At 68.0% G+C, this 22001-nt stretch carries 24 protein-coding genes and 1 pseudogene; 16 read left to right on the top strand and 9 right to left on the bottom strand.

Annotated elements, in window-relative coordinates; all coding sequences use genetic code 11:
* Nucleotides 1-37: 37 nt before the first annotated feature.
* Entirely contained in the window at nt 38-1150 is a 1113-nt protein-coding gene (locus tag NWF22_RS03530; protein WP_160900606.1) for a CaiB/BaiF CoA transferase family protein, read from the bottom strand.
* A gap of 181 nt (nt 1151-1331) precedes the next feature.
* Here NWF22_RS03530 and mftE point away from each other — a divergent pair, with 181 nt between their 5' ends.
* From mftE to NWF22_RS03510, 4 genes are read left to right on the top strand one after another with little or no spacing between them, the layout of a single operon-like run.
* A complete protein-coding gene (mftE, locus tag NWF22_RS03525; RefSeq protein ID WP_160900607.1) occupies nt 1332-2060 on the top strand; it encodes a mycofactocin biosynthesis peptidyl-dipeptidase MftE in 729 nt (242 codons plus the stop codon).
* Nucleotides 2057-3499, top strand: coding sequence for a mycofactocin biosynthesis glycosyltransferase MftF (mftF, locus tag NWF22_RS03520; protein ID WP_160900608.1), 1443 nt, complete (start codon nt 2057-2059; stop codon nt 3497-3499). Before mftE ends, mftF begins: the two co-directional genes overlap by 4 nt.
* A gap of 7 nt (nt 3500-3506) precedes the next feature.
* Complete coding sequence (gene mftG, locus NWF22_RS03515) at nt 3507-4838, top strand: mycofactocin system GMC family oxidoreductase MftG (protein WP_258321315.1); 1332 nt, start codon at nt 3507-3509, stop codon at nt 4836-4838.
* 27 nt (nt 4839-4865) lie between these two features.
* Nucleotides 4866-5294 carry a PPOX class F420-dependent oxidoreductase gene (locus NWF22_RS03510; RefSeq protein WP_160900609.1) on the top strand — a complete coding sequence of 143 codons (429 nt, stop codon included), beginning with the start codon at nt 4866-4868 and terminating at the stop codon, nt 5292-5294.
* Between the two features lie 89 nt (nt 5295-5383).
* Here the strand turns inward: NWF22_RS03510 and NWF22_RS03505 are convergent, their stop codons facing one another.
* Complete coding sequence (locus NWF22_RS03505) at nt 5384-6028, bottom strand: vitamin K epoxide reductase family protein (RefSeq protein WP_160900610.1); 645 nt, start codon at nt 6026-6028, stop codon at nt 5384-5386.
* Nucleotides 6029-6048: 20 nt separating this feature from the next.
* Nucleotides 6049-6771: a DsbA family protein gene (locus tag NWF22_RS03500; RefSeq protein WP_160900611.1), complete on the bottom strand. Its 723-nt coding sequence runs from the start codon at nt 6769-6771 to the stop codon at nt 6049-6051.
* A 128-nt stretch (nt 6772-6899) separates the two neighbouring features.
* Between NWF22_RS03500 and NWF22_RS03495 the strand changes: the two genes are divergently transcribed.
* On the top strand, nt 6900-7577 hold the full coding sequence (locus NWF22_RS03495) for a FadR/GntR family transcriptional regulator (protein ID WP_160900612.1): 678 nt from the start codon (nt 6900-6902) through the stop codon (nt 7575-7577).
* Here NWF22_RS03495 and NWF22_RS03490 read toward each other — a convergent pair.
* From NWF22_RS03490 to NWF22_RS03465, 6 genes are all read right to left on the bottom strand, one after another.
* Nucleotides 7570-8298, bottom strand: coding sequence for an aspartate/glutamate racemase family protein (locus tag NWF22_RS03490; RefSeq protein ID WP_160901388.1), 729 nt, complete (start codon nt 8296-8298; stop codon nt 7570-7572). The two genes, NWF22_RS03495 and NWF22_RS03490, sit on opposite strands and share 8 nt — an antisense overlap.
* Nucleotides 8299-8403: 105 nt before the next feature.
* Complete coding sequence (locus tag NWF22_RS03485) at nt 8404-9099, bottom strand: GntR family transcriptional regulator (RefSeq protein WP_160900613.1); 696 nt, start codon at nt 9097-9099, stop codon at nt 8404-8406.
* Nucleotides 9100-9107: 8 nt separating this feature from the next.
* The gene (locus NWF22_RS03480; protein WP_160900614.1) at nt 9108-11081 is read right to left on the bottom strand and encodes a S9 family peptidase; all 1974 of its coding nucleotides are present in this window, start codon (nt 11079-11081) and stop codon (nt 9108-9110) included.
* Nucleotides 11078-12877: an N-acetylglutaminylglutamine amidotransferase gene (locus tag NWF22_RS03475; RefSeq protein WP_160900615.1), complete on the bottom strand. Its 1800-nt coding sequence runs from the start codon at nt 12875-12877 to the stop codon at nt 11078-11080. The genes NWF22_RS03480 and NWF22_RS03475 overlap by 4 nt, the downstream gene beginning before the upstream one ends.
* Nucleotides 12878-12880: 3 nt before the next feature.
* Nucleotides 12881-15544, bottom strand: a complete 2664-nt coding sequence (locus tag NWF22_RS03470) for a carboxylate--amine ligase/circularly permuted type 2 ATP-grasp protein (RefSeq protein WP_160900616.1) — start codon at nt 15542-15544, stop codon at nt 12881-12883.
* A gap of 45 nt (nt 15545-15589) precedes the next feature.
* Nucleotides 15590-16063 (bottom strand): hotdog fold domain-containing protein, encoded by a 474-nt coding sequence (locus tag NWF22_RS03465; protein WP_160900617.1) that lies wholly within the window; start codon nt 16061-16063, stop codon nt 15590-15592.
* A 553-nt stretch (nt 16064-16616) separates the two neighbouring features.
* Here NWF22_RS03465 and rpsJ point away from each other — a divergent pair.
* From rpsJ to rpsQ, 11 genes and pseudogenes are all read left to right on the top strand, one after another.
* Nucleotides 16617-16922, top strand: coding sequence for a 30S ribosomal protein S10 (rpsJ, locus tag NWF22_RS03460; RefSeq protein WP_003938093.1), 306 nt, complete (start codon nt 16617-16619; stop codon nt 16920-16922).
* A gap of 20 nt (nt 16923-16942) precedes the next feature.
* The gene (gene rplC / locus NWF22_RS03455; protein ID WP_160900618.1) at nt 16943-17602 is read left to right on the top strand and encodes a 50S ribosomal protein L3; all 660 of its coding nucleotides are present in this window, start codon (nt 16943-16945) and stop codon (nt 17600-17602) included.
* Nucleotides 17599-18261: a 50S ribosomal protein L4 gene (rplD, locus tag NWF22_RS03450; protein WP_160900619.1), complete on the top strand. Its 663-nt coding sequence runs from the start codon at nt 17599-17601 to the stop codon at nt 18259-18261. The genes rplC and rplD overlap by 4 nt, the downstream gene beginning before the upstream one ends.
* Before the next feature lie 2 nt (nt 18262-18263).
* Nucleotides 18264-18569: a 50S ribosomal protein L23 gene (gene rplW, locus NWF22_RS03445; RefSeq protein WP_160900620.1), complete on the top strand. Its 306-nt coding sequence runs from the start codon at nt 18264-18266 to the stop codon at nt 18567-18569.
* A 30-nt stretch (nt 18570-18599) separates the two neighbouring features.
* Nucleotides 18600-19436, top strand: a complete 837-nt coding sequence (rplB, locus tag NWF22_RS03440) for a 50S ribosomal protein L2 (RefSeq protein ID WP_160900621.1) — start codon at nt 18600-18602, stop codon at nt 19434-19436.
* 20 nt (nt 19437-19456) lie between these two features.
* Complete coding sequence (gene rpsS, locus NWF22_RS03435; protein ID WP_005170311.1) at nt 19457-19738, top strand: 30S ribosomal protein S19; 282 nt, start codon at nt 19457-19459, stop codon at nt 19736-19738.
* Nucleotides 19738-20148, top strand: coding sequence for a 50S ribosomal protein L22 (gene rplV / locus NWF22_RS03430; RefSeq protein WP_160900622.1), 411 nt, complete (start codon nt 19738-19740; stop codon nt 20146-20148). The genes rpsS and rplV overlap by 1 nt, the downstream gene beginning before the upstream one ends.
* Nucleotides 20148-20960, top strand: coding sequence for a 30S ribosomal protein S3 (rpsC, locus tag NWF22_RS03425; RefSeq protein ID WP_160900623.1), 813 nt, complete (start codon nt 20148-20150; stop codon nt 20958-20960). Before rplV ends, rpsC begins: the two co-directional genes overlap by 1 nt.
* Before the next feature lie 2 nt (nt 20961-20962).
* Nucleotides 20963-21379, top strand: coding sequence for a 50S ribosomal protein L16 (gene rplP / locus NWF22_RS03420; RefSeq protein WP_086534385.1), 417 nt, complete (start codon nt 20963-20965; stop codon nt 21377-21379).
* Nucleotides 21379-21612, top strand: coding sequence for a 50S ribosomal protein L29 (gene rpmC, locus NWF22_RS03415; RefSeq protein WP_160900624.1), 234 nt, complete (start codon nt 21379-21381; stop codon nt 21610-21612). Before rplP ends, rpmC begins: the two co-directional genes overlap by 1 nt.
* Nucleotides 21613-21656: 44 nt before the next feature.
* Nucleotides 21657-21908: pseudogene (gene rpsQ / locus NWF22_RS03410) on the top strand (30S ribosomal protein S17); the annotation flags it as partial.
* Nucleotides 21909-22001 lie beyond the last annotated feature (93 nt).

Genomic DNA, 22001 nt, shown 5'->3' with positions numbered 1-22001 from the left:
GGGCGCGTTGGGGGGTCAGCTCACCACGCGTTCGGGGTCAGTCCTGCCAGAGGGTGGCGGGATCGGTGGCCTCGCGGTCCGGGGCGGCCGGGGTCTGCGGGGAGGTGCGGGAGAAGCGGGGCGCGACCTGCGCCTGTGTCACGCCGTCGATCTCCACCAGGTTGGCACGGGCCGCCATGTGCGGGTCCGACGAGGCCTCGGCGAAGTCGAGGACGGGGGAGGTGCATGCGTCGGTGCCCTCGAACACCTTGGTCCACTCGTCTCGGGTGCGCGACTTGAACGTCTCGGTGAAGATGCGTTCCAGCTCCGGCCACTTCGCGAAGTCGTTCTGCGCGGGCAGATCCGCATCCGCGAGGCCCAGTCCGGTGATCAGTTCCGCATAGAACTGCGGTTCGATGGCGCCCACCGCCATGTACTTGCCGTCGGAGGTCTCATAGACCTCGTAGTACGGTGCGCCGGTGTCGAGCATGTTCACGCCGCGTTCGTCGCTCCACAGGCCTGTGCCCCGGAAGGCCCACATCATCTGGCCGAGCACCGAGGCACCGTCCACCATCGCCGCGTCGACAACCTGACCCTTTCCGGAGACGCCGCGTTCCAGCAGTGCGGCGAGTACACCCACGACGAGGAACATCGAACCGCCGCCGAAGTCGCCTGCCAGGTTGAGCGGCGGAACCGGCCGGTCCTCTTTGCGCCCGATGGCATGCAGCATGCCGGTCAGCGAGATGTAGTTGATGTCGTGGCCGGCGCGGTCGGCGCGCGGGCCCTTCTGGCCCCAACCGGTCATCCGGCCGTAGACCAGGCCGGGATTGATCTCGGCCAGGTCATCGGGCCCGAACCCGAGGCGCTCCATCACGCCGGGGCGGAAACCCTCGAGGATCACGTCAGCCTTGGCCACCAGGCCGAGGATCGTGTCGCGGTCGGCGGGGTCCTTCAGATTGGCCTCGACCACGCGTCGTCCCCGCAACAGGGCATCGGCCTTTCGGCCTTCCGCCGGCAGCGATCCTGGCCGCTGCACGCGCACCACGTCGGCGCCCAGGTCGGCCAACAGCATCGCTGCGTGTGGTCCCGGGCCGATGCCCGCGAACTCGACCACCCGGATTGCGCTGAGGGGTCCGCTCTTTCCGCTGCTATGCGGTGTCGTCGACGTCATGGTGTCCTCCCGATCAGTACCCGCCCCGATGTGTCGGGTCTCACGCTTGCCGGTCCAGCATCCCACAACCGATCGAGCGCTCGGACAGTCGGCCCATCCGTTCGGACGGATGGACGATTCGTATCGAGCAAATGCGCCGACCCGGTTAACAGGCGCGCACCGCGTCGCTAAAGTTGAACGAATGGAGCGTCGGGCCGCACTGGGACAGATGTCGTGGCCCGAATTGTCAGAAGCCACCGTGACCCTCCTGGTCCCGCTGGGGGCGACCGAACAGCACGGGCCGCACCTACCGCTCGACACCGACACCCGGATCGCACAGGCCGTCGCCGAGCGGGTGGCCGCCCTCGACCACCAATCCCTGAACGGGCCGGTGACCACAGTGCTGACGGCTCCCGCACTGAACTACGGGGCCAGCGGCGAGCACGAGGGCTTTCCCGGCACCATTTCCCTCGGACATGACGCCCTGGAATTGCTGCTGCTCGAATTCGGGCGAAGCGCCTGCCGGTGGGCGGATCGGCTGTTGTTCGTGAACGGGCACGGCGGGAATGCGGGTACCCTCGCCACGGCCGTGCGTCGGCTGCGCTATGAAGGACGTGACGCCGCCTGGTTCCCGTGTGCCTTCCCCGCAGCGGACGCGCATGCCGGGCACACCGAAACGTCGGTGTTGCTGCACTTTTCGCCATCGGCCGTCACCGTGTCGGCGGCGCAGGCCGGCAACACGGCGCCGGTCGAGGCACTGCTGCCCGCCATGCGGACCGGCGGTGTGGCCGCGGTCAGCGCCAATGGCGTGCTCGGTGACCCGACCGGGGCCAGCGGCGACCACGGGGCACAGCTTCTCGATGCGCTCGTGGCAAGCCTCGGCGCGGCGCTGGTTGACTGGCGGGTCGGCGAAAGCGGGCGGCTCGGATGACGGCACTCGATCGGCCGGCCGAAACCGTGGCCACGGCCGACCACGCGCTCCCGGACGGCTTCCAGGTGCAGATCGACATGCGCTGCGCGCGTCGCCGAGACCTGCGCTTCCTCGTGGGGGGATCGCCGACCCGCATGCTCCGGTTGACCGACACCGCGCTCGGCATGACCTCCGCCGACGGCCGCATCGAGGTATGCGATCCCGCGACCCGCAGCCTGGCGCGGCGGTTGCTCGACAGTGGAATCGCCAACCCCCGACCCATGTTCGGCCCTCGACCCGACGACGTGACGATCGTGGTCCCGGTCCGCGACAACCAGGCCGGCGTCGACAGATTGTTGCGCGCGGTCGATGGCGTCAAGGTGATCGTGGTCGACGACGGCTCACGTACACCGATCCGGGTGGACCGACCCGACGCCGAGGTGGTCCGGTTGGCGGAGAACCACGGTCCGTCGGCAGCGCGCAACGCCGGCGCGGCCGCGGCGACCACCGACTTCGTCGCATTCCTGGACTCCGACGTCGTCCCCACCTCGGATTGGCTCACCATGCTGCTGGGTCATTTCTCGGACCCGTCGGTCGCCATCGTCGCGCCGCGCATCGTGGGGCTCACCCGCGCCGCGCGCGAGGCATCGAAGGTCGAACGGTACGAGAACGGGCACTCGTCGCTCGACATGGGGCCCGAAGAATGTTCGGTGGTACCGGGGAGTCGGGTCCCGTATGTGCCCAGTGCCGCGATGGTGGTGCGCCGCAAGGCCTTCTATCAGTTCGATGAATCGCTGCGGGTGGCCGAGGATGTGGATCTGTGCTGGCGTACCCACAAGGCCGGCTGGCGGGTGCGCTACGACCCGGTCGCCCGGGTGGCCCACGATCATCGCAGCGACGTGCGGTCGGTGCTGGGGCGTCGCCGCTACTACGGCACCGGGGCGGCACACCTGGCCGACCGTCATGGCGGCTACGCCGCGCCGGTCGTGATGTCTATCCCGATGGCGATCGCCGTGGCCGCGCTGCTCACCCGGACCAGAATCGGATTGGCCGTCGCGCTCATCATCGTGGTGCAGACCGGTGTGCGGTTGCGCCGACGACTCGGCGAGCTTCCGGATGCGCACGTGGTCGCCACGCAGATGACGGGCCGGGCCGTGGGCTTCGGTCTGCTGCAGGCCGCGGGCGCCATCTGCCGACACTACTGGCCCATCGCTGTCCTGCTGGCCGTGTTCTCGGCCCGTTTCCGACGACTCGCGGTGGAGGTCGCACTGGCCGAGGGGGTGGTGTCCTGGGCGCGCGAGATCGCCGCGGATCCGGCCTCCGGCCCCGCCCTGGGGCCGCTCTGGTACACCGTGTTCCGGCGGCTCGACGATCTCGCCTACGGTGCCGGGCTGTGGCAGGGTGCCATCGAGCAGCGCGACATCGGGGCGCTGCGGCCAGTTCTGACGTCCTGGCCGTGATCACCTCGTGTCGTCACGAGGGCTCCCGACCATCGCCGATGTGGTGGTGGTGGGCGCCGGCAGTGCCGGGTGCGTGATCGCCGAACGGTTGTCACGCGACCCCGACCGCACCGTCGTCGTGCTCGAGCGCGGCCCGCACGAGTGGCCGACGCGGGCGGTGCGCGATCTCAGGGTGTTGCCGATCGAGGACGGCGCTCGCTTCGCCACCGGATACGCCGAGGCCGCGGGGCTGCCGGTGGTGCGGGGCCGCGCGCTCGGTGGTTCGTCGGCCGTCAACGGGGGATACTTCCTGCGCTGGCATCCCGGCGACTTCGCCGGCTGGCCGGACGGATGGACGCGGGAGGCGATCACACACGCCTACGACGAGCTGGACGCTCCCGGCGGCACCATGGGGGTGACCGCCTTCGCCGACGACGAACTCGCGGACGTGGTCGGTCTTTTCGAGTCCCATTGGGCGCAGACACTGCCGGTGCGGGCTCCCGCGGACCCGTGGCCGATCGTCGGCGTGAACCGCGTTCGGTCCAACCGGGACGGACCACTGCGGCGCACATCGGCCGAGGCCTACCTCCGGCCGGCGATCGACCGCCCCAACCTGAGCGTGATCACCGACACGGAGGCGACGGAACTGACCGCCTCCGGACGTCGGGTCACCGGGGTCCGCGTCGGGCAGGAGCGTCTGGCGGCCGGCGAGGTGGTGCTGAGTGCGGGCACGCTGGGCACTGCGGGCCTCCTGCTGCGGTCCGGTGTGACACACCTCATCGGGGCCGGGGACGCACTGCCCGTCCACGAACATCGCGAGGTGCTGGTGCACTACCGCCGCCGGGCACAACCGCCAGTGGCGCCGACCGCGTTGTTGCAGTCGGTGGTACACACCGCTGACGATGTGGAAATCCGATGCTACAGCGCCGATATGGCGAGTTTTGTGAGGGGACTGGAGCCCGCGGGTCCGGCCGTCGGCGTGGCAGTGATGCGACCCGGCGCCCGCGGTGTGGTTCGGGCCGGGGACTCCGGGCTCCTGGTGGACCTCGGTACACTCGACGCCGACAGCGCCCGCCGGACCGCGGCCGGGACCGCGTCGGTCCGAGACATGTTGCACTCAGCGGTGTTCCGCGACATCGTCGCGCCCGGTTCGGTTGCGGTCGATCCGGTCGTGCGGACCTCTCAGCACGCCTGGGGCAGTCTGCCGATGGGTGTGCGCACCGATGAACTCGGTGGCCTCGACGGCGTCATCGGGCTTCGAATCGTGGATGGCTCCATCCTGCCGACGGCGGGTCGCAGCGGACCGCACGCCACGATCATGATGGTCGCCGTCCGGATCGGTGACGCGCTGGCGCGTTGACCGGGGTCGGGTCCGTAGGCTGGCGAGATGACCGCGGCACTGCAGGATCCCGAGATCCGAGATTTTCTCACCACCGGTACCCGAACCGGCCATCTCGGGTGGGTCGCCGCCGACGGAAGGCCGCTGGCGGCACCGGTGTGGTTCGTCCTCGACGGCGACCGGATCGCGTTCAACACCGGCGCCACCACCGCCAAAGCGCGTGCGATGAGCCGGGATCCACGTGTGGTGTTGACCGTCGACCTGCCCGGACCGCCGTACGCGTTCGTGCAGATCCAGGGCCGCGCCGTCACCGGCGACGACCTCGCCGAGGTGCGCAGGATCGCCACCGAATGCGGCCGGCGATACATGGGGGCCGACCGCGCCGATGAGTTCGGCGCGCGCAATGGCGTCCCCGGTGAACTCGTCGTGTGGATCGAACCGACCAAGGTCATCGCCGCGCTCGACGTCTCGGCCTGACCCGCCGCGCTCGTCGACCGGGAACGGTTCCCAGTCGACCGGGAGCGTGCGATCCGAGGCTGCGGTGGGCGGCGACGACAGTGGGTCGATCAGATCAGCGTCGACCAGTAATCCCAGAATTCCACGCCGATGGCGACGATCACCACCGCGTACCACACCGGGAGCAACACCCACAGCCACGAGCGGATCTCGCGCCCCACACGGGACGATCGGAGGACCCGCCCGGCACTGAGCACCAGGATCACCGGGGTCACGGTCCAGACCACCATGCAGTAGGGGCACAGGGCGTGGATGCGGTACAGGCTCTGGAAGACGAGCCAGTTGACCATGGCGAAACCGGCCAGGGTGCCCAGCGTCTGGCCGAGCCAATACCACCGGGGCAGTGAGACTCCCGCGGCCGCCAGCGCCCCGGTCACCATGATCACCGAGAACGCCGCGATGCCGATCAGCGGGTTGGGAAAGCCGAAGATGGCCGCCTGATCGGTCACCATGACCGACCCGCACGACAGCACCGGGTTGATGCTGCAGCTGGGGGTGTAGGACGGGTCGAGGGCCAGTTCGAAGCGCTCGACCGTCAGGGTGGCCGAAGCGAGCAGGCCGATGGCGCCGGCCACGAGCACGATCACCCCGACCACGCGGGAAACCGGAACCAGCGAAGTCCAGCCGCGACCCGCGGCGTCGTCGTCCTGCGGGTGGGTGAGGGTGTCGCCGTACTCGTCGGTGGTGTCGGTCATGATGCGGTGTTCTCCAGTGCTCAGTTCGTGGCCGCGAGGACTGCCTCGCGCAACGCCTCCGGCGTCGACAGCGCGACATCCTCACCGTTGAGTCGAACGGTCGGTGTGCCCGTGGCGGCGGCCGCCTGGGTGGTGTCGGCGACCCAGTCGGCGAACTGCTGGTCGTCGATGCACTGTCGGACGTTGCTCGCGCCCGACTGGGTGGCGAGATTGTTCAGCTGGTCGTCGGAGAGTCCGGCCCCACCCTCGGCGGGCTGCTGGGCATAGAGCATGTTGTGGAACTGCAGCCAGGTCGAGAAGTCGCCGTCGGTCGCGGTCGACTCCGCGACACATGCCGAGGCGTTCGCCGCGCGCGTCGAGTAGTCCGTGGTCGACATCCGGTCGAGGATGGAGATCGGCATGTAGTCCACGGCGACCTGTGGGTTGTTGCGCAACTCCTCGAGGACCGGCCCGAACTGTTCCTCGAACTGGCGGCAAGCCGGGCACTGGAAGTCCTCGATGACGGTCAGGACGGCGGGTGGCGTGGAGCCGGCCGGGGCAGTGGTGACCCGAAACGCATTGTCGGTGGCCACGGTGACCTCCGACGCACTGCCGGTACTCGACTCGTTGGACAGCACCGCCCACAGCCCGATGCCCACGGCGATGGCGATCAACACGACGGCGGCGCCGATCTTGAGGAGCATTGAGCGGCGCTTCTCCGCCTTGCGGGGGTCGACGATGACCTTCTTCGAGTTCTGGGCCATGGGGTGCTGATGCCTCTGCTTCGTGGTGTGGACGGTTTCGTGGTCGGATGCTTCCCCGAACAGGCTACTTGGTCGGCCCACCGGGCCGACCCGAGGCCGGGACAAACATGGGATGTTAGGTTCTTTGGGTGAGCGATGTGATCCCGCCGCCGCCCCGAACCAGCGAACTCGTCGTCGCCCGGATGCAGGAGTCGATCAGTAGCGGACGGTGGCCGGTGGGGGAGCGGATTCCGTCCGAGCCGGAACTCGTGGAGCAGTTCGGGGTGGGGCGGAACACCGTCCGTGAGGCGGTCCGGGCGCTCGAACACGCCGGGATGCTCGTACCGCGGCGTGGTGACGGCACCTACGTCCGCAGCGCCAACATGCTCGCCGCCGCCATCGCCCGGTGTGCTTCCGAGCGGCGGCACCACGAGTTGTTCGGCGCGCTTCAGGCCATCGAGCTCGAGGCGGCCGCGTTGGCGGCGACCGGCGCGGATCCGGCGCGCATCGCGGATCTGCGCACCTGCCTGAAGCAGGCGGAGCAGGCTCTCGCCCGTGGCGATCTGACGGCGTACACCCAGGCCGACATCGCCTTTCATGCTGCGGTCGTGGCCGCGTCAGGCAATGGTCTGCTGGTGGAACTCCATGGCGGCATCGTCGAGGCGATGCAGCAGATGTGTCCGCGGCTCGTCGACGCCACGGCGGTCGACGGGGAGCATTCCCCGGGGCCTCGGGAACTCGTGGCGGCGGTGGCGGCCGCCGACCCCGCCGCGGCGCGCGCCGCAGTTCATCTCTGCCGCGACCACGTCCGGCGCCTACTCAGGTGATCTCGAAGTCACGCAAGGGGCCCGAGTAGCGTTTGCGGGGTGGGCGCCGGAACTCGCCGGAAGCGGTGCCGGTGTGCACCCCTATCGCGGCCATTGCGGTGAGCATGCCCACACCGGCGGCGACGCCGTCAATGACCGGCGCCCCGATGGCGGCACCGATCCGGTGGGCGAGATCGGCCATGCCGGCGCATCCGAGGACGATCGCGTCCGAATCGTCGGTGCTCAGCGCTGCGGCACAGGACTTTTCCAGGATGTCCGCGGTCGCCGGATTCGTCTCGAGTTCGAGCACCGGGATGTCGCAGGCGTGCACGCCGCCGCAGTGACCGGCGAATCCGTAGTGGTCGACCAGATCGATTGCCCGACCGATGGTCCGGTCGAGGGTGGTGACGATGGAGAACCGGCGGCCCAGCGGGGCCGCCAGATGCATTGCCGCCTCGGCGATCCCGAGAACCGGAGCGTCGGCGATCTCCCGGGCGGCGTCGAGGCCGGGATCGCCGAAGCAGGCGATGAGGTAGCCGTCGCAGCCCGGGTGGTCGTTGATGGCGCGCAGCAGGCCGGGTACCGCGAGCGCTTCGTCGTAGTGACTCTCGATCGACTCCGGGCCCATGGTCGAGGTGACCGCGACGATCTCGCAGTCGGGCCGGGCAACCGATCGCGCGGCGGCGGCGATGACGTCGGTCATCGCCGCCGCGGTGTTGGGATTGATGACGCAGATGCGCATCGCGGGTGGTACCTCCGGTCCGGGGTCGGTTCCGGTGCCGGCCGCGGTGTCATCGGTGTGCACGGTGCCGGCCGATAATGCTGACATGTGGAATCTCCCTGGTGGTCACGTCTCGGGGCGGACGTCCAACGCGGCGGCGGTCTCGATGACGGCGCTCTCGAGGCGTCGATGGTGCGCCTGGGCCACCTCTAGAACCGCCGCGGTGTCGCCGGCGACGAAGCCGTCGAGCATGGTCGCGTGGTCGTCGTTGAGCGCGTCTTGGATGGCGGTGTCCACCGAACGCATGACCTGGAATGGTTCGGTGAGATCCCAGGTGGCCTCGAACATGTTGAGCAGCCGGGGCATTGCGCAGGGCGCAGTCAGTTCGCGGTGGAATGCCCGCGAGATCTCGTGGAAGGCCTTGCGGTCGCTGTACTTGACGGCGGTGACGAGCTCGTCGTGATGGTGTCGGGCGCGCTCGATGCCTGCGGCATCGATGCGGGCCACCGCCTGCGCCAGGGCGGCCTGCTCGAGAGTGCCGCGCACGAAGTAGATCTCGCGTAGCTCGTCGACCGACAGCTGACTCACGTGGTATCCCGCGTTGCGTTGATGCACCACCAGGCCCTCACCCACCAGCGTCTTGAGAGCTTCGCGCACGGGTATCGGACTGACCTGGAAGGCATTGGCGATCTTGCCGGGAGACAGTTGCATGCCCGGCGGTGCACCGCCGGACAGGATCAGTCGCCGCAATTCCTCGCCGACATTCGCACGTGCGCTGTGCGAACGCGTTTCGACCATCTGGGCGATCAGCTGCTCGGTCATCCGGGAGCTCATCGCCGGACTCCGGCGGTCCGGGACGGGTGCGCGTGAATCCAGCCGGCCACCGCCTCGGTGAGGATCTGCTGATTGTGTCGTTTGACGATCTCGTGGCCTTCGTCGTTGAACAGCAACAGTTCGGCGACGGCGCCGCGCGCCCGCAACTCGTCGACCATCTGTTGGGATTCGCTGACCGGGACATTGGTGTCGTGGGCCCCGTGGACCACCAGTAGTGGCGCGCGCACCTCGCCGATCCGGTGGATCGGGGAGAGGTCGGCGAGGAGTTCACGGTCGGAGTCGGGATGCCCGTACTTGGTGTAGGCGGCCACCGCGATCCATGGTTCGGTGTTGCGGAAGAACGACTCCAGGTCGCTCATACCGCAGATCGCGATCCCGGCGGCGAACCGGTCGGGATGAAAGGTCAGGCATGCCAGGGTGAGGTAGCCGCCGTAGCTGCGTCCCGAGCAGTACAGTGCGTCCGGATCGGCGATGCCATGGCTGACGAGGTGATCGGCGCAGTCGGCGGCGTCGTCGATCCCGGCGTAGCGGCCGTAGCGGTCGTCGGCATGCGAGAACAAGCGGCCGAACCCCGACGAGCCGCGCACATTCGGTGCGAACACCGTGATTCCGGCGTCGACCAGCGGGCCGAACAAGAAGTTGTACTCCGGTCGCGTCTGCGCCTCGGGCCCACCGTGAAAGTAGACCAGGGTGGGACGTGGGGCCGCCCGACGTGCTTGGTCCGCCCGGAAAAGCCACCCGGACAACGGCATGCCGTCGCGTGCGAAGAACTCCACCAGTTCCGGGCGCAGCGTGGACGACGGACCGGCACCGACGACCACGTCGTCACGCACTGCGACCACCTCCCGGGTGGTCGTGTTCACCAGATGCACCAGCGGAGAGTGCTGCGGGCTCGAGACGGTGACCGCGATGAGTTTCCCGGCGGCACTGATCGACAAGTGGTGCGCGACGTCGCCGGGCAACGGGATCGGTTCGTGCAGGGTCTGATCGGGCAGGGTGAGGATCTGCAGTTCGCTGCGACCGGAACGGTTCCACAGCAGCGCAACGGTGGACTGGTCGTGGGACACCGCGAATGTGTCGACGCCGATGTCGGGTCGTTGCGCCAGCACCCGGAAGCGGACGCCGTGCTCGGCGACCTCGACGCCGAGCAGCCGGGGGAATTTGGCGTCGAAGTCGCTGACCACCAACGCCTGTACGCTGTCGAGGTCGCGCTCCTCGTCCTGCGGTGGTCCGACGAAGACGAGGGACGGATGGTCGAAACCCTGATCCAGGATGTAGCCCTGATCGGTGACCGAACCGGGATCGTTCGGCAACAGCGGGGTCATGGTGATGTCGTCGTCGACAGTGTCCATGCGCCGCCGGACCAGCAGCATGTCGCGATAGCCGCGCGGACCCACCCGCACGAGCGTCGCGCCCTTCCACGAGTCGATGAGGGCGCCGCCGACGCGGACGTCCAACGTCATCGTGGTGCCCGTGCCCGGATGCACGCGCAGGCTGTGCGCGGTGCCGTCGGGTTCGGTGGCCGTGATCAGCACCCAGTCGGTGTCCCAGCCGACCAGCGACACCGTCCCGAACGAGCGCCCGTCGGGGCGGGTGGCGCCGACCCGAAAGGCCGTGTCGTCCTCGGCGTCGGTGGTGACCACCCACACCTGGTGGTGTTCGCCACCGCTCGGTGCGATCTCCACGGCCAGCCAGCGGCTGTCGGTGGAATGGATCACCCGGCGCACCGGGCCGTTGGCGCGCAACCGCACCCAGCGGAGTTCGCCGACGCCGTCGGTGGACAGCGACCGCTGTGCCGCGCGGGGGTAGCCGTCCCCGTCGTCGACGATGTAGGCGAAGGCCGAGCCGTCCGGCGAGACCGATGCGCCGTAGGTGTGCCATCCCCGCTCGTCGAACCGGACCGGGCTGGTGGGCGCGGACGCCCGCGGATCGATGGTCGGCCCGGACGCGAAAGGTTCGCGTGCGGTCATGGAGCGGTGATCGCTTCCATACTCTGCAACCACATCTCCAGCAGCGCGACCTGCCAGAGCTCGTTGCCGTCGAGGGTGGTGCGGATTCCGTTGGGGTCGTCGAAGAGTCGGTCGAGGGCGGCCGGCCGGTACAGCCCGCGGTCGACCGCCGCGCTCGACCGCAGGGTGTCGGTGACGAGGTCGAGCAGTCCGCCGTCGAGATGCCGGATCCCGGGCACCGGGAAGTAGCCCTTGGTGCGGTCGATCACCGCGGCCGGCAGCATGGACCGGCTGGCCTGTTTGAGGACTCCCTTGCCGCCGTGGGCGAGTTTGAGATCCGGCGGACACGTGGCCGCGAGTTCCACGAACTCGTGATCGAGGAACGGTACCCGCGCCTCCAGCCCCCAAGCCATGGTCATGGTGTCGACCCGCTTGACCGGGTCGTCGACCAGCATGACCGTGGTGTCGAGGCGCAGCGCCGCGTCGACCGCGGTCCGAGCGCCCGGCGCGGACTGGTGGGCGAGCGCGAATTCCCAACTGGGGTCGTACTCGGCGTCGACGTGATACCGCTCGTCGAGAATGTCCAGCACGGCCCGGTGGCTGCGATCGAAGAAGGCGTTGGCATAGGCCTTGGTGGTGTCGGCGCGCGGGGTGTCGCGCAGCGGCGGGTACCAGGAGTAGCCGCCGAGGATCTCGTCGGCGCCCTGCCCGGACTGCACCACCTTGATCGACTTGCTGACCTCCTCGGAGAGGAGGTAGAAGGCCACGCAGTCATGGCTCACCATCGGTTCGCCCATCGCGGCGATGGTGTCGGGTACCGCCGGCAGTAGTCGGTCGGTGCCGATGTGGATCTTGTGGTGATCGGTGGCGAAGGTGTCCGCGATCAGGTCGGAGTAGGCGTACTCGTCGCCGGATTCGCCCCCGGCCGAATCGAAGCCGATGCTGAAGGTGGCCAGGTCGTGCTGCCCCTGTTCGGCGAGCAGCGCCACCACCAACGAGGAGTCGACGCCGCCGGAGAGCAGCACACCCACCGGGACGTCGGCGACCATGCGCCGCCGCACCGAGGTGCGCAGCGACTCCAGGATCTCGTACTGCCAGCGGCGTTCGTCCCAGTCGGCCCGATCGGGATGCGGCTCGAAAGCCGGTTCCCAATAGCGTCGTTCGATGCTGCGGCCGTCGGGTGTGATGGTACGGACGGTGGCGGGAGGCAATTTCCGGATGCCGTTGTAGATCGTGTGCGGTGCCGGGACCACCGCGTGGAAGCTGAAGTAGTGGTGCAGCGCGACCCGGTCGATCGACGTGTCGACATCGCCGGCACGCAGCAGCGCCTGCACCGACGACGCGAAGCGGAGTCGTCCGGGCGTCTCGGCGATGTAGAGCGGCTTGATACCCAGTCGGTCGCGCGCGAGGGTCACCGTACCGCTGTCGGTGTCGACGACGGCGAAGGCGAACATGCCGATCAGGTGATCGACGCAATTGGGTCCCCAGGCGTGGAAGGCCTTGAGGATCACCTCGCTGTCGGCATGGGAGAAGAAGCGATAGCCCTTGGCCTCGAGTTCACGGCGCAGCTCACGGTGGTTGTAGATGCAGCCGTTGAACACCAGGGCCAGCGCCAGCTCCGGGTCGACCATCGGCTGACCACCGCGTTCGGTGAGATCGATGATCTTCAGCCGCCGATGCCCCAGGGCCACCGACCCCTTGGCGAACACCCCGGAACCGTCGGGTCCGCGTCGGGTCATCTCGCAGGTCATCGCATCGACCGCGGAGATGTCCGGAGATGTTGCGTCGAAACGGATCTCGCCACATACGCCGCACATGTCTCAGTCCTCTCCTGTTGCTCCGACACCCTGGATCCAGGTGTCCTTGCCGCCGCCGCCGCGCGACGAGTTGACAATCAAGCTGCCGGCCGGGGCGACGCGGGTCAGCGCCGCCGGCGCGACATGCGCGGTGATCTGGTCATCGTCGTCGCGTAGGTGGATGAACACCCGGAGGTCGACATGATGAGCATAGAAGCCGTTGCCGTCGAATGTCGGATGCGTGGACAACGAGACCACTTCCTGGGCGATGTAGCGCTCGGGTCGGCCCAGGAGATCCTCGCGGCGTCGGGCCAACTCGTCGTCGGTGGCTTCGGGGCCGATGGTGATGCCGGAACCGCCAAGTCCGTCAATCGGTTTGACGACGAGGTCGGCGAGGTTGGCCAGCACGTGGTCGCGTTGATGACGGTCGGCGCACAACCATGTCCGGACCTGGTCGAGGAGGGGTTCCTCGCCGAGGTAGTACCGGATCATCGCCGGTACGTGACTGTAGATGGCCTTGTCGTCGCCGACGCCGTTGCCCAACGAGTTGGCGATGGCGAAGCGTCCCTGTGCCAGCGCGTCGAGCATCCCGGCCCGGAGCGGCTCGTCGTCGTGGCCACGCGAGGACAGCAGCATGTCCTCGTCCATTCGGACGTAGGCCGTGTTCACGGGCAGCCGTCTCGTGCCGTGGTGGCAGATCACGCGCGGCCCGTCCGCGCCGGTGTCGACCGAGATGTCCTCGGGCGTCGTCACCCTCAGGCCGGCCCCCTTGGCCAGCAGGGTGTGCTCGAACCAGGCGGAATCGGTCCAGCCGGCACTGAGCATGATGTCGATGCCGTCGGGGTGCGGTTGCGGGGGCGCCGCCGCGGTGATCGTCGCGGCGAGCATGTGCGGTACCCGGGACACCGACAACGTCGTCTCCGGCATGGGGAGTTCGGGCAGGAACTGGGCCATCAGCGCGCGGTTGGACAACGCGTAGGCGATACCCGACGGCACCCGCAGATTGTCCTCGAGGACGACGAACTGCCCGGGTGCGGGGGAGACGAGGTCGGTGCCACTGATGTGGGCGCGCACCCGCTGCCAGGACGGGATCCGCCCCGTCTGCCGGTACCCCGGTGCACGATCGAGGGCGTCGGGGCCGATGATGCCGTCGGTGATGATGCGCTGTTCGCCGTAGACGTCGACGAGGAATGCGTTGAGGGCGAGGGCACGCTGCCGCAGTCCGGTGCACAGTCGTGTCCAGTCGTCGGCGCCGATGTAGCGCGGCATGACGTCGAGCGGGAACAGTTGGGCCCGGTCCTGGCCGCTGACGCGGAAGGTGACGCCATCGGTGCTCTGTTCGCGTTCGATTCGGAACTGTCGTTTGCGCAGTTCGACCGCGCCCAGGTCGGCTGCCGCGGCCAGTAGTTCGGCGTATCCCGGCCGTGGTTTGGCCGCGGTGTCCACGGCCTCGTCGTAGGACAGCCGGCCGGGGACCTGCACCGACGGCACATCGGTGGGAGGTCCGGGGCGGGGATAGCCGTGCAGGAGCCGACCCTCTGGGTCGTCGGGCAGCGCTGTGTGTGCCAGCGTCCCGGCGGTCTCGGCGAGCAGGCTGTCCACGACGACGCTGAGCCGACCCGTGCTACGCAACATACGTCGTTGCCGGGCCGATGAGCTGCCGGCCCCGATCGCCGCGCCGGTCAGTTCGACGACGGTCTGCCAGTCCCCGGTGTCCTCGAGTACCGGCCGCAGTAACGTCGTGAGCGCGGTGACGACGTCGTTTGCCGCCCGCGGCACGGCCTGGGTGACGTCGATCAGATCCCCTTCGAGTCCCGCCCGGGCGGCCTGCCAGATGGCCGCCCGGTACAGCGTCGGAGAGGTCGGCGACGCCGGCTGGTCGAGGCGATCGGCCTCCCGGATCACGAGTGCGCGGAAGATCGCGGCGATCAGCGTGATGGTGTCCACCGACGGACAGCTGTCGCACACCCGCAACTCGAGGGTCTGCACGTGCGCCGAGGGACGGACGTCGAAGTACACCATGCCGGGATCGGTGATGACACCGCTGCTGATCAGTCGCTCGATCTCGACGTCGTAGTCGGCGGCGGTCGCGACTTCGGGGAACAGGCCGGTGGTCGGCCAGCGCTGCCAGACCAGCGTGCGGACGCTTGCATAGCCGGTGTCGGAGCCGTCGGCCCAGAACGGCGAGCTGGCCGAGAGTGCGAGCAATGTGGGCAGGTGCGGGGTGAGCCGGGTGGCGATGGCGACCGCCTCGTCGCGATCGACGACGTCGACGTGGACCTGCGTACCGCAGATCAATTGTTCACGGGCCAGCAATTGGTAGTCGGCGAGCATCCGCCGATACCGCGGGGTCTCGGTCACCCGCATCTCGGTGGGGACCGCCAGCGGTACCGATCCGGCCGCCACCACACCCATGCCCAGCGTTCGGGCCGCGTCCACCAGGGTGCGCCGGTGGGTGCGCAGGTTGTCGCGCAGATCGGCGAGTTCGCGATAGACGCCACTGTTGGCCTCGATGACGCAGCGCTGGAGTTCGTCGACATACGGGCCGCCCGAAGGCAGGATCTCCAGCAGCTCCGGAGCGCGCGTCGTCAGGCGTGAGGTCCGCAGATCGACCAGGTGGAATTCCTCCTCGACACCGACGCGCCGCACCCCGTGACCGAGGTTGCCGCGCTCGATACCCACCGTCATCGTCCCAGCGTAGAAGCATGTTGCGGTGTGGGCAGAGCGAACGATTCAGGTGCGGGGAGTGACCCAGGTGGTGATGTCGCAATGCACCACTTCGGTGCCGTGCTTGTCCAGGACGCTGACGTCGACCACCACATCGGTGCCGTCGACGAGGCGGCCGAAGTCCACCTCCGTGGTCAGCGTCGCCTCGGCGGTCAACCTGGTGGTGGCCTTGGTCAGGTAGTGGGTCGACATCGCCTTGGGTATCCACCGATGACTCGGCGGGGTGGTCGCCTCCATCAGCATGCCCATCGCCGCCTCGGCCAGATTGCAGGCGGCGATCGCGTGGAAGGTGCCGAGGTGGTTGTGCACCCCGAACCAGTTCGGGCCGCTCACCCGGCAGTAACCGGGGCGCATCTCCGACACGTACGGCAGCACCGTGCCGAAGTATGGCACCCGCGCGACCATGCCCAACGAGAACAAGGTGTGGCCGACGACGTTGTCGGGTAGGCGGCGGCGCAGGGCGTAGGTGGGGGAGGTCATGGCCCTTACCTTACCCGTCGGTAAGGTGAGGGTGGTTCGCCGACGGAACCCTGTTTCGCGTCGACAGAACCCGGAATTTCGCCGAGAGAACCTAGAGCGGGGTGCGTCGGGCCCTGCTCGGGGCGGTTCTCTCGGCGAAATTCCGGGTTCTGTCGACTGCCGTGCCAAGACTTGGCGGGTTGGGTTCTGTGCGGATTTGAAGTTGGGGGGCGACCTGGTGCATACTGTTCGGGTTGCCTTGACCGGTGGACGCAGGATCACTGCGGCCTCGATCGGGTGAATGACTCCCAGGCCCCGGATTCCGGGCCAGGGCGTGTTCCGCGTGCGCCGATGTCGGCCCACGGTCACGACACGCCCGACCGCGGGTGCCGGAGCACAGCCGGTTCGCTCATGTGGCGAACCAACGTACAACGATAGATGAACAGCGTCGATCCCCGAATCTCACGCGGGTGGTCATGTGTCCAGCGGCGAATTGCGCCGGCCTGCCCTTCGGGGCGGCATCAGGTCACGCGGTGTTTGTCTGTCGAGAACAACTGACGGAAGAGGACACAGCGTGGCGGGACAGAAGATCCGCATCAGGCTCAAGGCCTATGACCACGAGGCGATCGACGCTTCGGCGCGCAAGATCGTGGAAACCGTGACCCGTACCGGGGCACGCGTGGTCGGCCCGGTGCCGTTGCCCACCGAGAAGAACGTCTACTGCGTCATCCGTTCGCCGCACAAGTACAAGGACAGCCGCGAACACTTCGAGATGCGCACCCACAAACGACTCATCGACATCCTCGACCCGACGCCGAAGACGGTCGACGCGCTGATGCGCATCGACCTGCCGGCCAGCGTCGACGTCAACATCCAGTAGGCGGGGGGCGAGAAGAAATCATGAGCAATCAGAGCGCGACCAAGGGAATTCTGGGCACCAAGCTCGGGATGACCCAGGTCTTCGACGAGAACAACCGTGTCGTCCCGGTGACGGTCATCCAGGCCGGACCGAACGTCATCACCCAGCTCCGGACCGCCGACCGCGACGGCTACACCGCCGTGCAGCTGGCCTACGGCGCCATCGACCCGCGCAAGGTCAACAAGCCCGTCGCCGGCCAGTACGCCAAGGCCGGTGTCACCCCGCGCCGTCATCTCGCCGAGATCCGCATCGCGGACGTCTCGGAACTCGAGATCGGCCAGGAGCTGACCGCCGAGATCTTCGAGAACGGCACCAAGGTCGACGTCACCGGCACCTCCAAGGGCAAGGGATTCGCCGGCGCGATGAAGCGCCACGGCTTCTCCGGTCTCGGTGCCAGCCACGGCGCGCATCGCGTGCACCGTGCACCCGGCTCGATCGGTGGCTGCGCCACCCCGGGTCGCGTGTTCAAGGGCATGCGCATGGCGGGTCGGATGGGTAACGACACCGTGACCACACAGAACCTGACCGTGCATGCGGTGGATGCCGAAGCCGGTCTGCTGTTGATCAAGGGCGCGATCCCCGGCCGCAAGGGCGGCATCGTGGTGATCCGCGACGCAGTGAAGGGTGGTGCGACCAAGTGAGCACCGAAACGACAACCAAACTGACGCTGGACGTGAAGTCGGCCGACGGCAAGACCAACGGCACCGTTGATCTGCCCGCCGAGCTGTTCGACGCGCCGGCCAACATCTCGCTGATGCACCAGGTGGTCGTGGCCCAGCAGGCCGCGGCCCGCCAGGGCACCCATGCCACCAAGACGCGTGGCGAGGTCAGCGGTGGCGGCGCCAAGCCGTACCGCCAGAAGGGCACCGGTCGCGCCCGCCAGGGCTCGACCCGCGCACCGCAGTTCGCCGGCGGTGGCACCGTCCACGGTCCGCAGCCGCGCGACTACAGCCAGCGCACCCCGAAGAAGATGAAGGCCGCCGCCCTGCGCGGTGCCCTCTCGGACCGGGCACGCAACGAGCGCATCCACGTGATCACCGAGCTGGTTGCGGGGCAGACCCCGTCGACCAAGTCGGCACGGGTCTTCCTCGAGGCGCTGAGCGATCGTCGCAAGTTCCTGGTGGTGCTCGGCCGTGAGGACGACACCGCGTGGAAGAGCGTCGCGAACCTGGGCAACGTGCTGCCGATCGCGCCGGATCAGCTCAACACCTACGACGTCCTGGACTCGGACGAGGTCGTGTTCAGCGTCGAGACGCTCAACGCGTTCATCGCAGCGAACCAGAACCAGAAGGAGGCGTGAGAATGGCTACGCAGGCCGACCCGCGTGACATCATCCTGGCGCCGGTGATCTCCGAGAAGTCCTACGGACTCATGGAAGACAATGTGTACACCTTCCTGGTGCACCCCGAGTCGAACAAGACCGAGATCAAGATCGCGGTCGAGAAGATCTTCGACGTCACGGTCACCAGCGTGAACACCGCCAACCGGCAGGGCAAGCGCAAGCGCACCCGCTTCGGCTACGGCAAGCGCAAGAACACCAAGCGCGCGATCGTGACCCTGGCCGCCGACAGCAAGCCCATCGAGATCTTCGGAGGACCGGTCGGCTGACCGGGACTCGCAGAACTGAGGGACTAGAACATGGCTATTCGTAGATACAAGCCGACGACCCCGGGTCGTCGTGGTGCCAGTGGCGCCGACTTCGCCGAGGTCACCCGTGACCATCCGGAGAAGTCGCTGGTTCGCCCGTTGCACGGCCGCGGTGGACGCAACGCCCACGGCCGCATCACCACCCGGCACAAGGGTGGCGGTCACAAGCGCGCGTACCGCGTCATCGACTTCCGTCGCAACGACAAGGACGGCGTCAACGCCAAGGTCGCCCACATCGAGTACGACCCGAACCGCACCGCGCGGATCGCGTTGCTGCACTACGTGGACGGCGAGAAGCGCTACATCATCGCCCCGCGCGGCCTGAACCAGGGCGACGTTGTGGAGAGCGGTGCCGGCGCCGACATCAAGCCCGGCAACAACCTGCCGCTGCGCAACATCCCGACCGGTACCCAGATCCACGCCGTGGAACTGCGTCCGGGTGGTGGCGCCAAGATGGCCCGCAGCGCCGGCGCAGCGATCCAGCTGCTCGGCAAGGAGGGCACCTACGCCACCCTGCGTATGCCGTCCGGCGAGATCCGTCGCGTCGACGTGCGCTGCCGCGCCACCGTCGGCGAGGTGGGCAACGCCGAGCAGAGCAACATCAACTGGGGCAAGGCCGGCCGTATGCGCTGGAAGGGCAAGCGCCCGACCGTGCGTGGTGTCGTGATGAACCCGGTCGACCACCCGCATGGTGGCGGCGAGGGCAAGACCTCGGGTGGTCGCCACCCGGTCAGCCCGTGGGGTCAGCCGGAAGGCCGGACCCGCAAGAACAAGGCCAGCGATCAGATGATCGTTCGGCGTCGTCGCACCGGCAAGAACAAGCGATAAGCACAGGAGGGAGTTAGAGAATGCCACGCAGCCTCAAGAAGGGCCCGTTCGTCGACGACCACCTGCTTGCCAAGGTGGACACGCAGAACGAGAAGGGCACCAAGCAGGTCATCAAGACCTGGTCGCGCCGTTCGACCATCATCCCCGACTTCATCGGTCACACCTTCGCCGTCCACGACGGTCGCAAGCATGTGCCGGTGTTCGTCTCGGAGTCCATGGTCGGGCACAAGCTGGGCGAGTTCGCCCCCACCCGTACTTTCAAGGGTCACATCAAGGATGACCGGAAAGCGAAGCGCCGGTAATGACTACGCAGACCGATAATCCCACGGCCAAGGCGACCGCACGGTTCGTGCGCGTCACCCCGATGAAGGCACGCCGGGTGCTGGACCTGATCCGCGGCAAGAACGTGGACGAGGCCCTCGACATCCTGCGGTTCGCCCCGCAGTCGGCCTCCGAGCCGGTGTACAAGGTGCTCGCCAGCGCCGTCGCGAATGCGGAGAACAACCTGGATCTGGACCGCCGGAGCCTGGTCGTCGCCACCGCGTTCGCCGACGAGGGCCCCACGCTCAAGCGGTTCCAGCCGCGTGCACAGGGTCGTGCGTTCCGCATCCGCAAGCGCACCAGCCACATCACCGTCGTCGTCGAGAGCCTTCCCGAGAAGGCCGCCGGTGGCCGCGGACGCTCACGTCAGCCGAAGAAGGGAGCTCAGTAGTGGGCCAGAAAATCAACCCGCACGGCTTCCGTCTGGGCATCACCACCGACTGGAGTTCGCGGTGGTATGCCGACAAGCAGTATGCGGACTACGTGAAAGAGGATGTCGCCATCCGCAAGCTCCTGTCCACCGGACTCGAGCGCGCCGGCATCGCCAAGGTGGAGATCGAGCGCACCCGTGACCGGGTTCGCGTCGACATCCACACCGCCCGTCCGGGCATCGTCATCGGTCGCCGCGGCGCCGAGGCCGACCGGATCCGTGGCGACCTGGAGAAGCTGACCGGCAAGCAGGTGCAGCTGAACATCCTCGAGGTGAAGAACGCAGAGTCCGAGGCCCAGCTGGTGGCCCAGGGCGTCGCCGAGCAGCTGAGCAACCGTGTGGCGTTCCGCCGCGCGATGCGCAAGGCGATCCAGTCGGCGATGCGTCAGCCGAACGTGAAGGGCATCCGGGTCCAGTGCTCGGGTCGCCTGGGCGGCGCAGAGATGAGCCGCAGTGAGTTCTACCGCGAGGGACGCGTGCCGCTGCACACGCTGCGCGCCGACATCGACTACGGACTCTACGAAGCCAAGACCACCTTCGGCCGCATCGGCGTGAAGGTCTGGATCTACAAGGGCGACATCGTCGGCGGCAAGCGTGAGCTCAGTGCAGCTGCGCCGGCCACCGAGGACCGTCGTCCCCGCCGGCCCAGCCGGCCCCGTCGCAGCGGTGCCTCGGGCACCACTGCCACGAGCACCGACGCGGGACGCGCGGCGGAGGCTCCGGCAGAAGCGACCGCGGGTGCTGGTGCGGCCACTGAGAAGCAGGAGGGCTGATCATGCTGATCCCCCGTCGGGTCAAGCACCGCAAGCAGCATCACCCCAGCCTGAAGGGCCAGGCCAAGGGCGGCACCAAGGTGACGTTCGGTGACTACGGCATCCAGGCTCTGGAGGGTGCGTACATCACCAACCGTCAGATCGAGTCCGCTCGTATCGCCATCAACCGGCACATCAAGCGTGGCGGCAAGGTGTGGATCAACATCTTCCCGGACCGTCCGCTGACCAAGAAGCCTGCCGAGACCCGCATGGGTTCGGGTAAGGGTTCGCCGGAATGGTGGGTGGCCCCGGTCAAGCCGGGTCGCGTGCTGTTCGAGATGACCTACCCCAACGAGGAGACCGCTCGCGAGGCCCTGCGTCGCGCGCAGCACAAGCTCCCGATCAAGACCCGCATCGTGACCAGAGAGGAGCAGTTCTGATGGCACTCGGAGTGGCAGCCAACGAGCTGCGCGAGCTCAATGACACCGATCTGGTCGATCGTCTGCGTGAGTCGAAGGAAGAGCTGTTCAACCTTCGTTTCCAGATGGCCACCGGCCAGCTCGACAACAACCGCCGTCTGCGGACCGTGCGTCGCGAGATCGCTCGGATCTACACCGTGATGCGTGAGCGTGAGCTGGGTCTGGCGTCGGGACCGGATGGTGATGACGCATGAGTGAGGACCAGAACGTGAGCGCAAGCCAGAACGTCGCGAGCGACCCGCGTGCGAGCCGCAAGGAGCGGATCGGTTACGTGGTCAGTGACAAGATGCAGAAGACCATCGTGGTCGAGCTGGAAGATCGTACGCGGCACCCGCTGTACGGCAAGATCATCCGGACCACCAAGAAGGTCAAGGCACACGACGAGCAGGAAGTCGCCGGTATCGGCGACCGCGTGCGGATCATGGAGACCCGCCCGCTGTCGGCGACCAAGCACTGGCGCATCGTCGAGGTGCTGGAGAAGGCCAAGTAAGGCGTTCTCCGACGCGAGAAGTACACCGAGCGGCCCGTTCCCTTCAGGGGAGCGGGCCGCTCGGCGTCGTCAGGCTGACGACGCCGGGCACCG

Source organism: Gordonia mangrovi, assembly GCF_024734075.1.
GTDB lineage: Bacteria > Actinomycetota > Actinomycetes > Mycobacteriales > Mycobacteriaceae > Gordonia > Gordonia mangrovi.
Note: the sequence above shows the minus strand (reverse complement) of the source record. Positions and strands in the feature narration are given on the sequence as shown.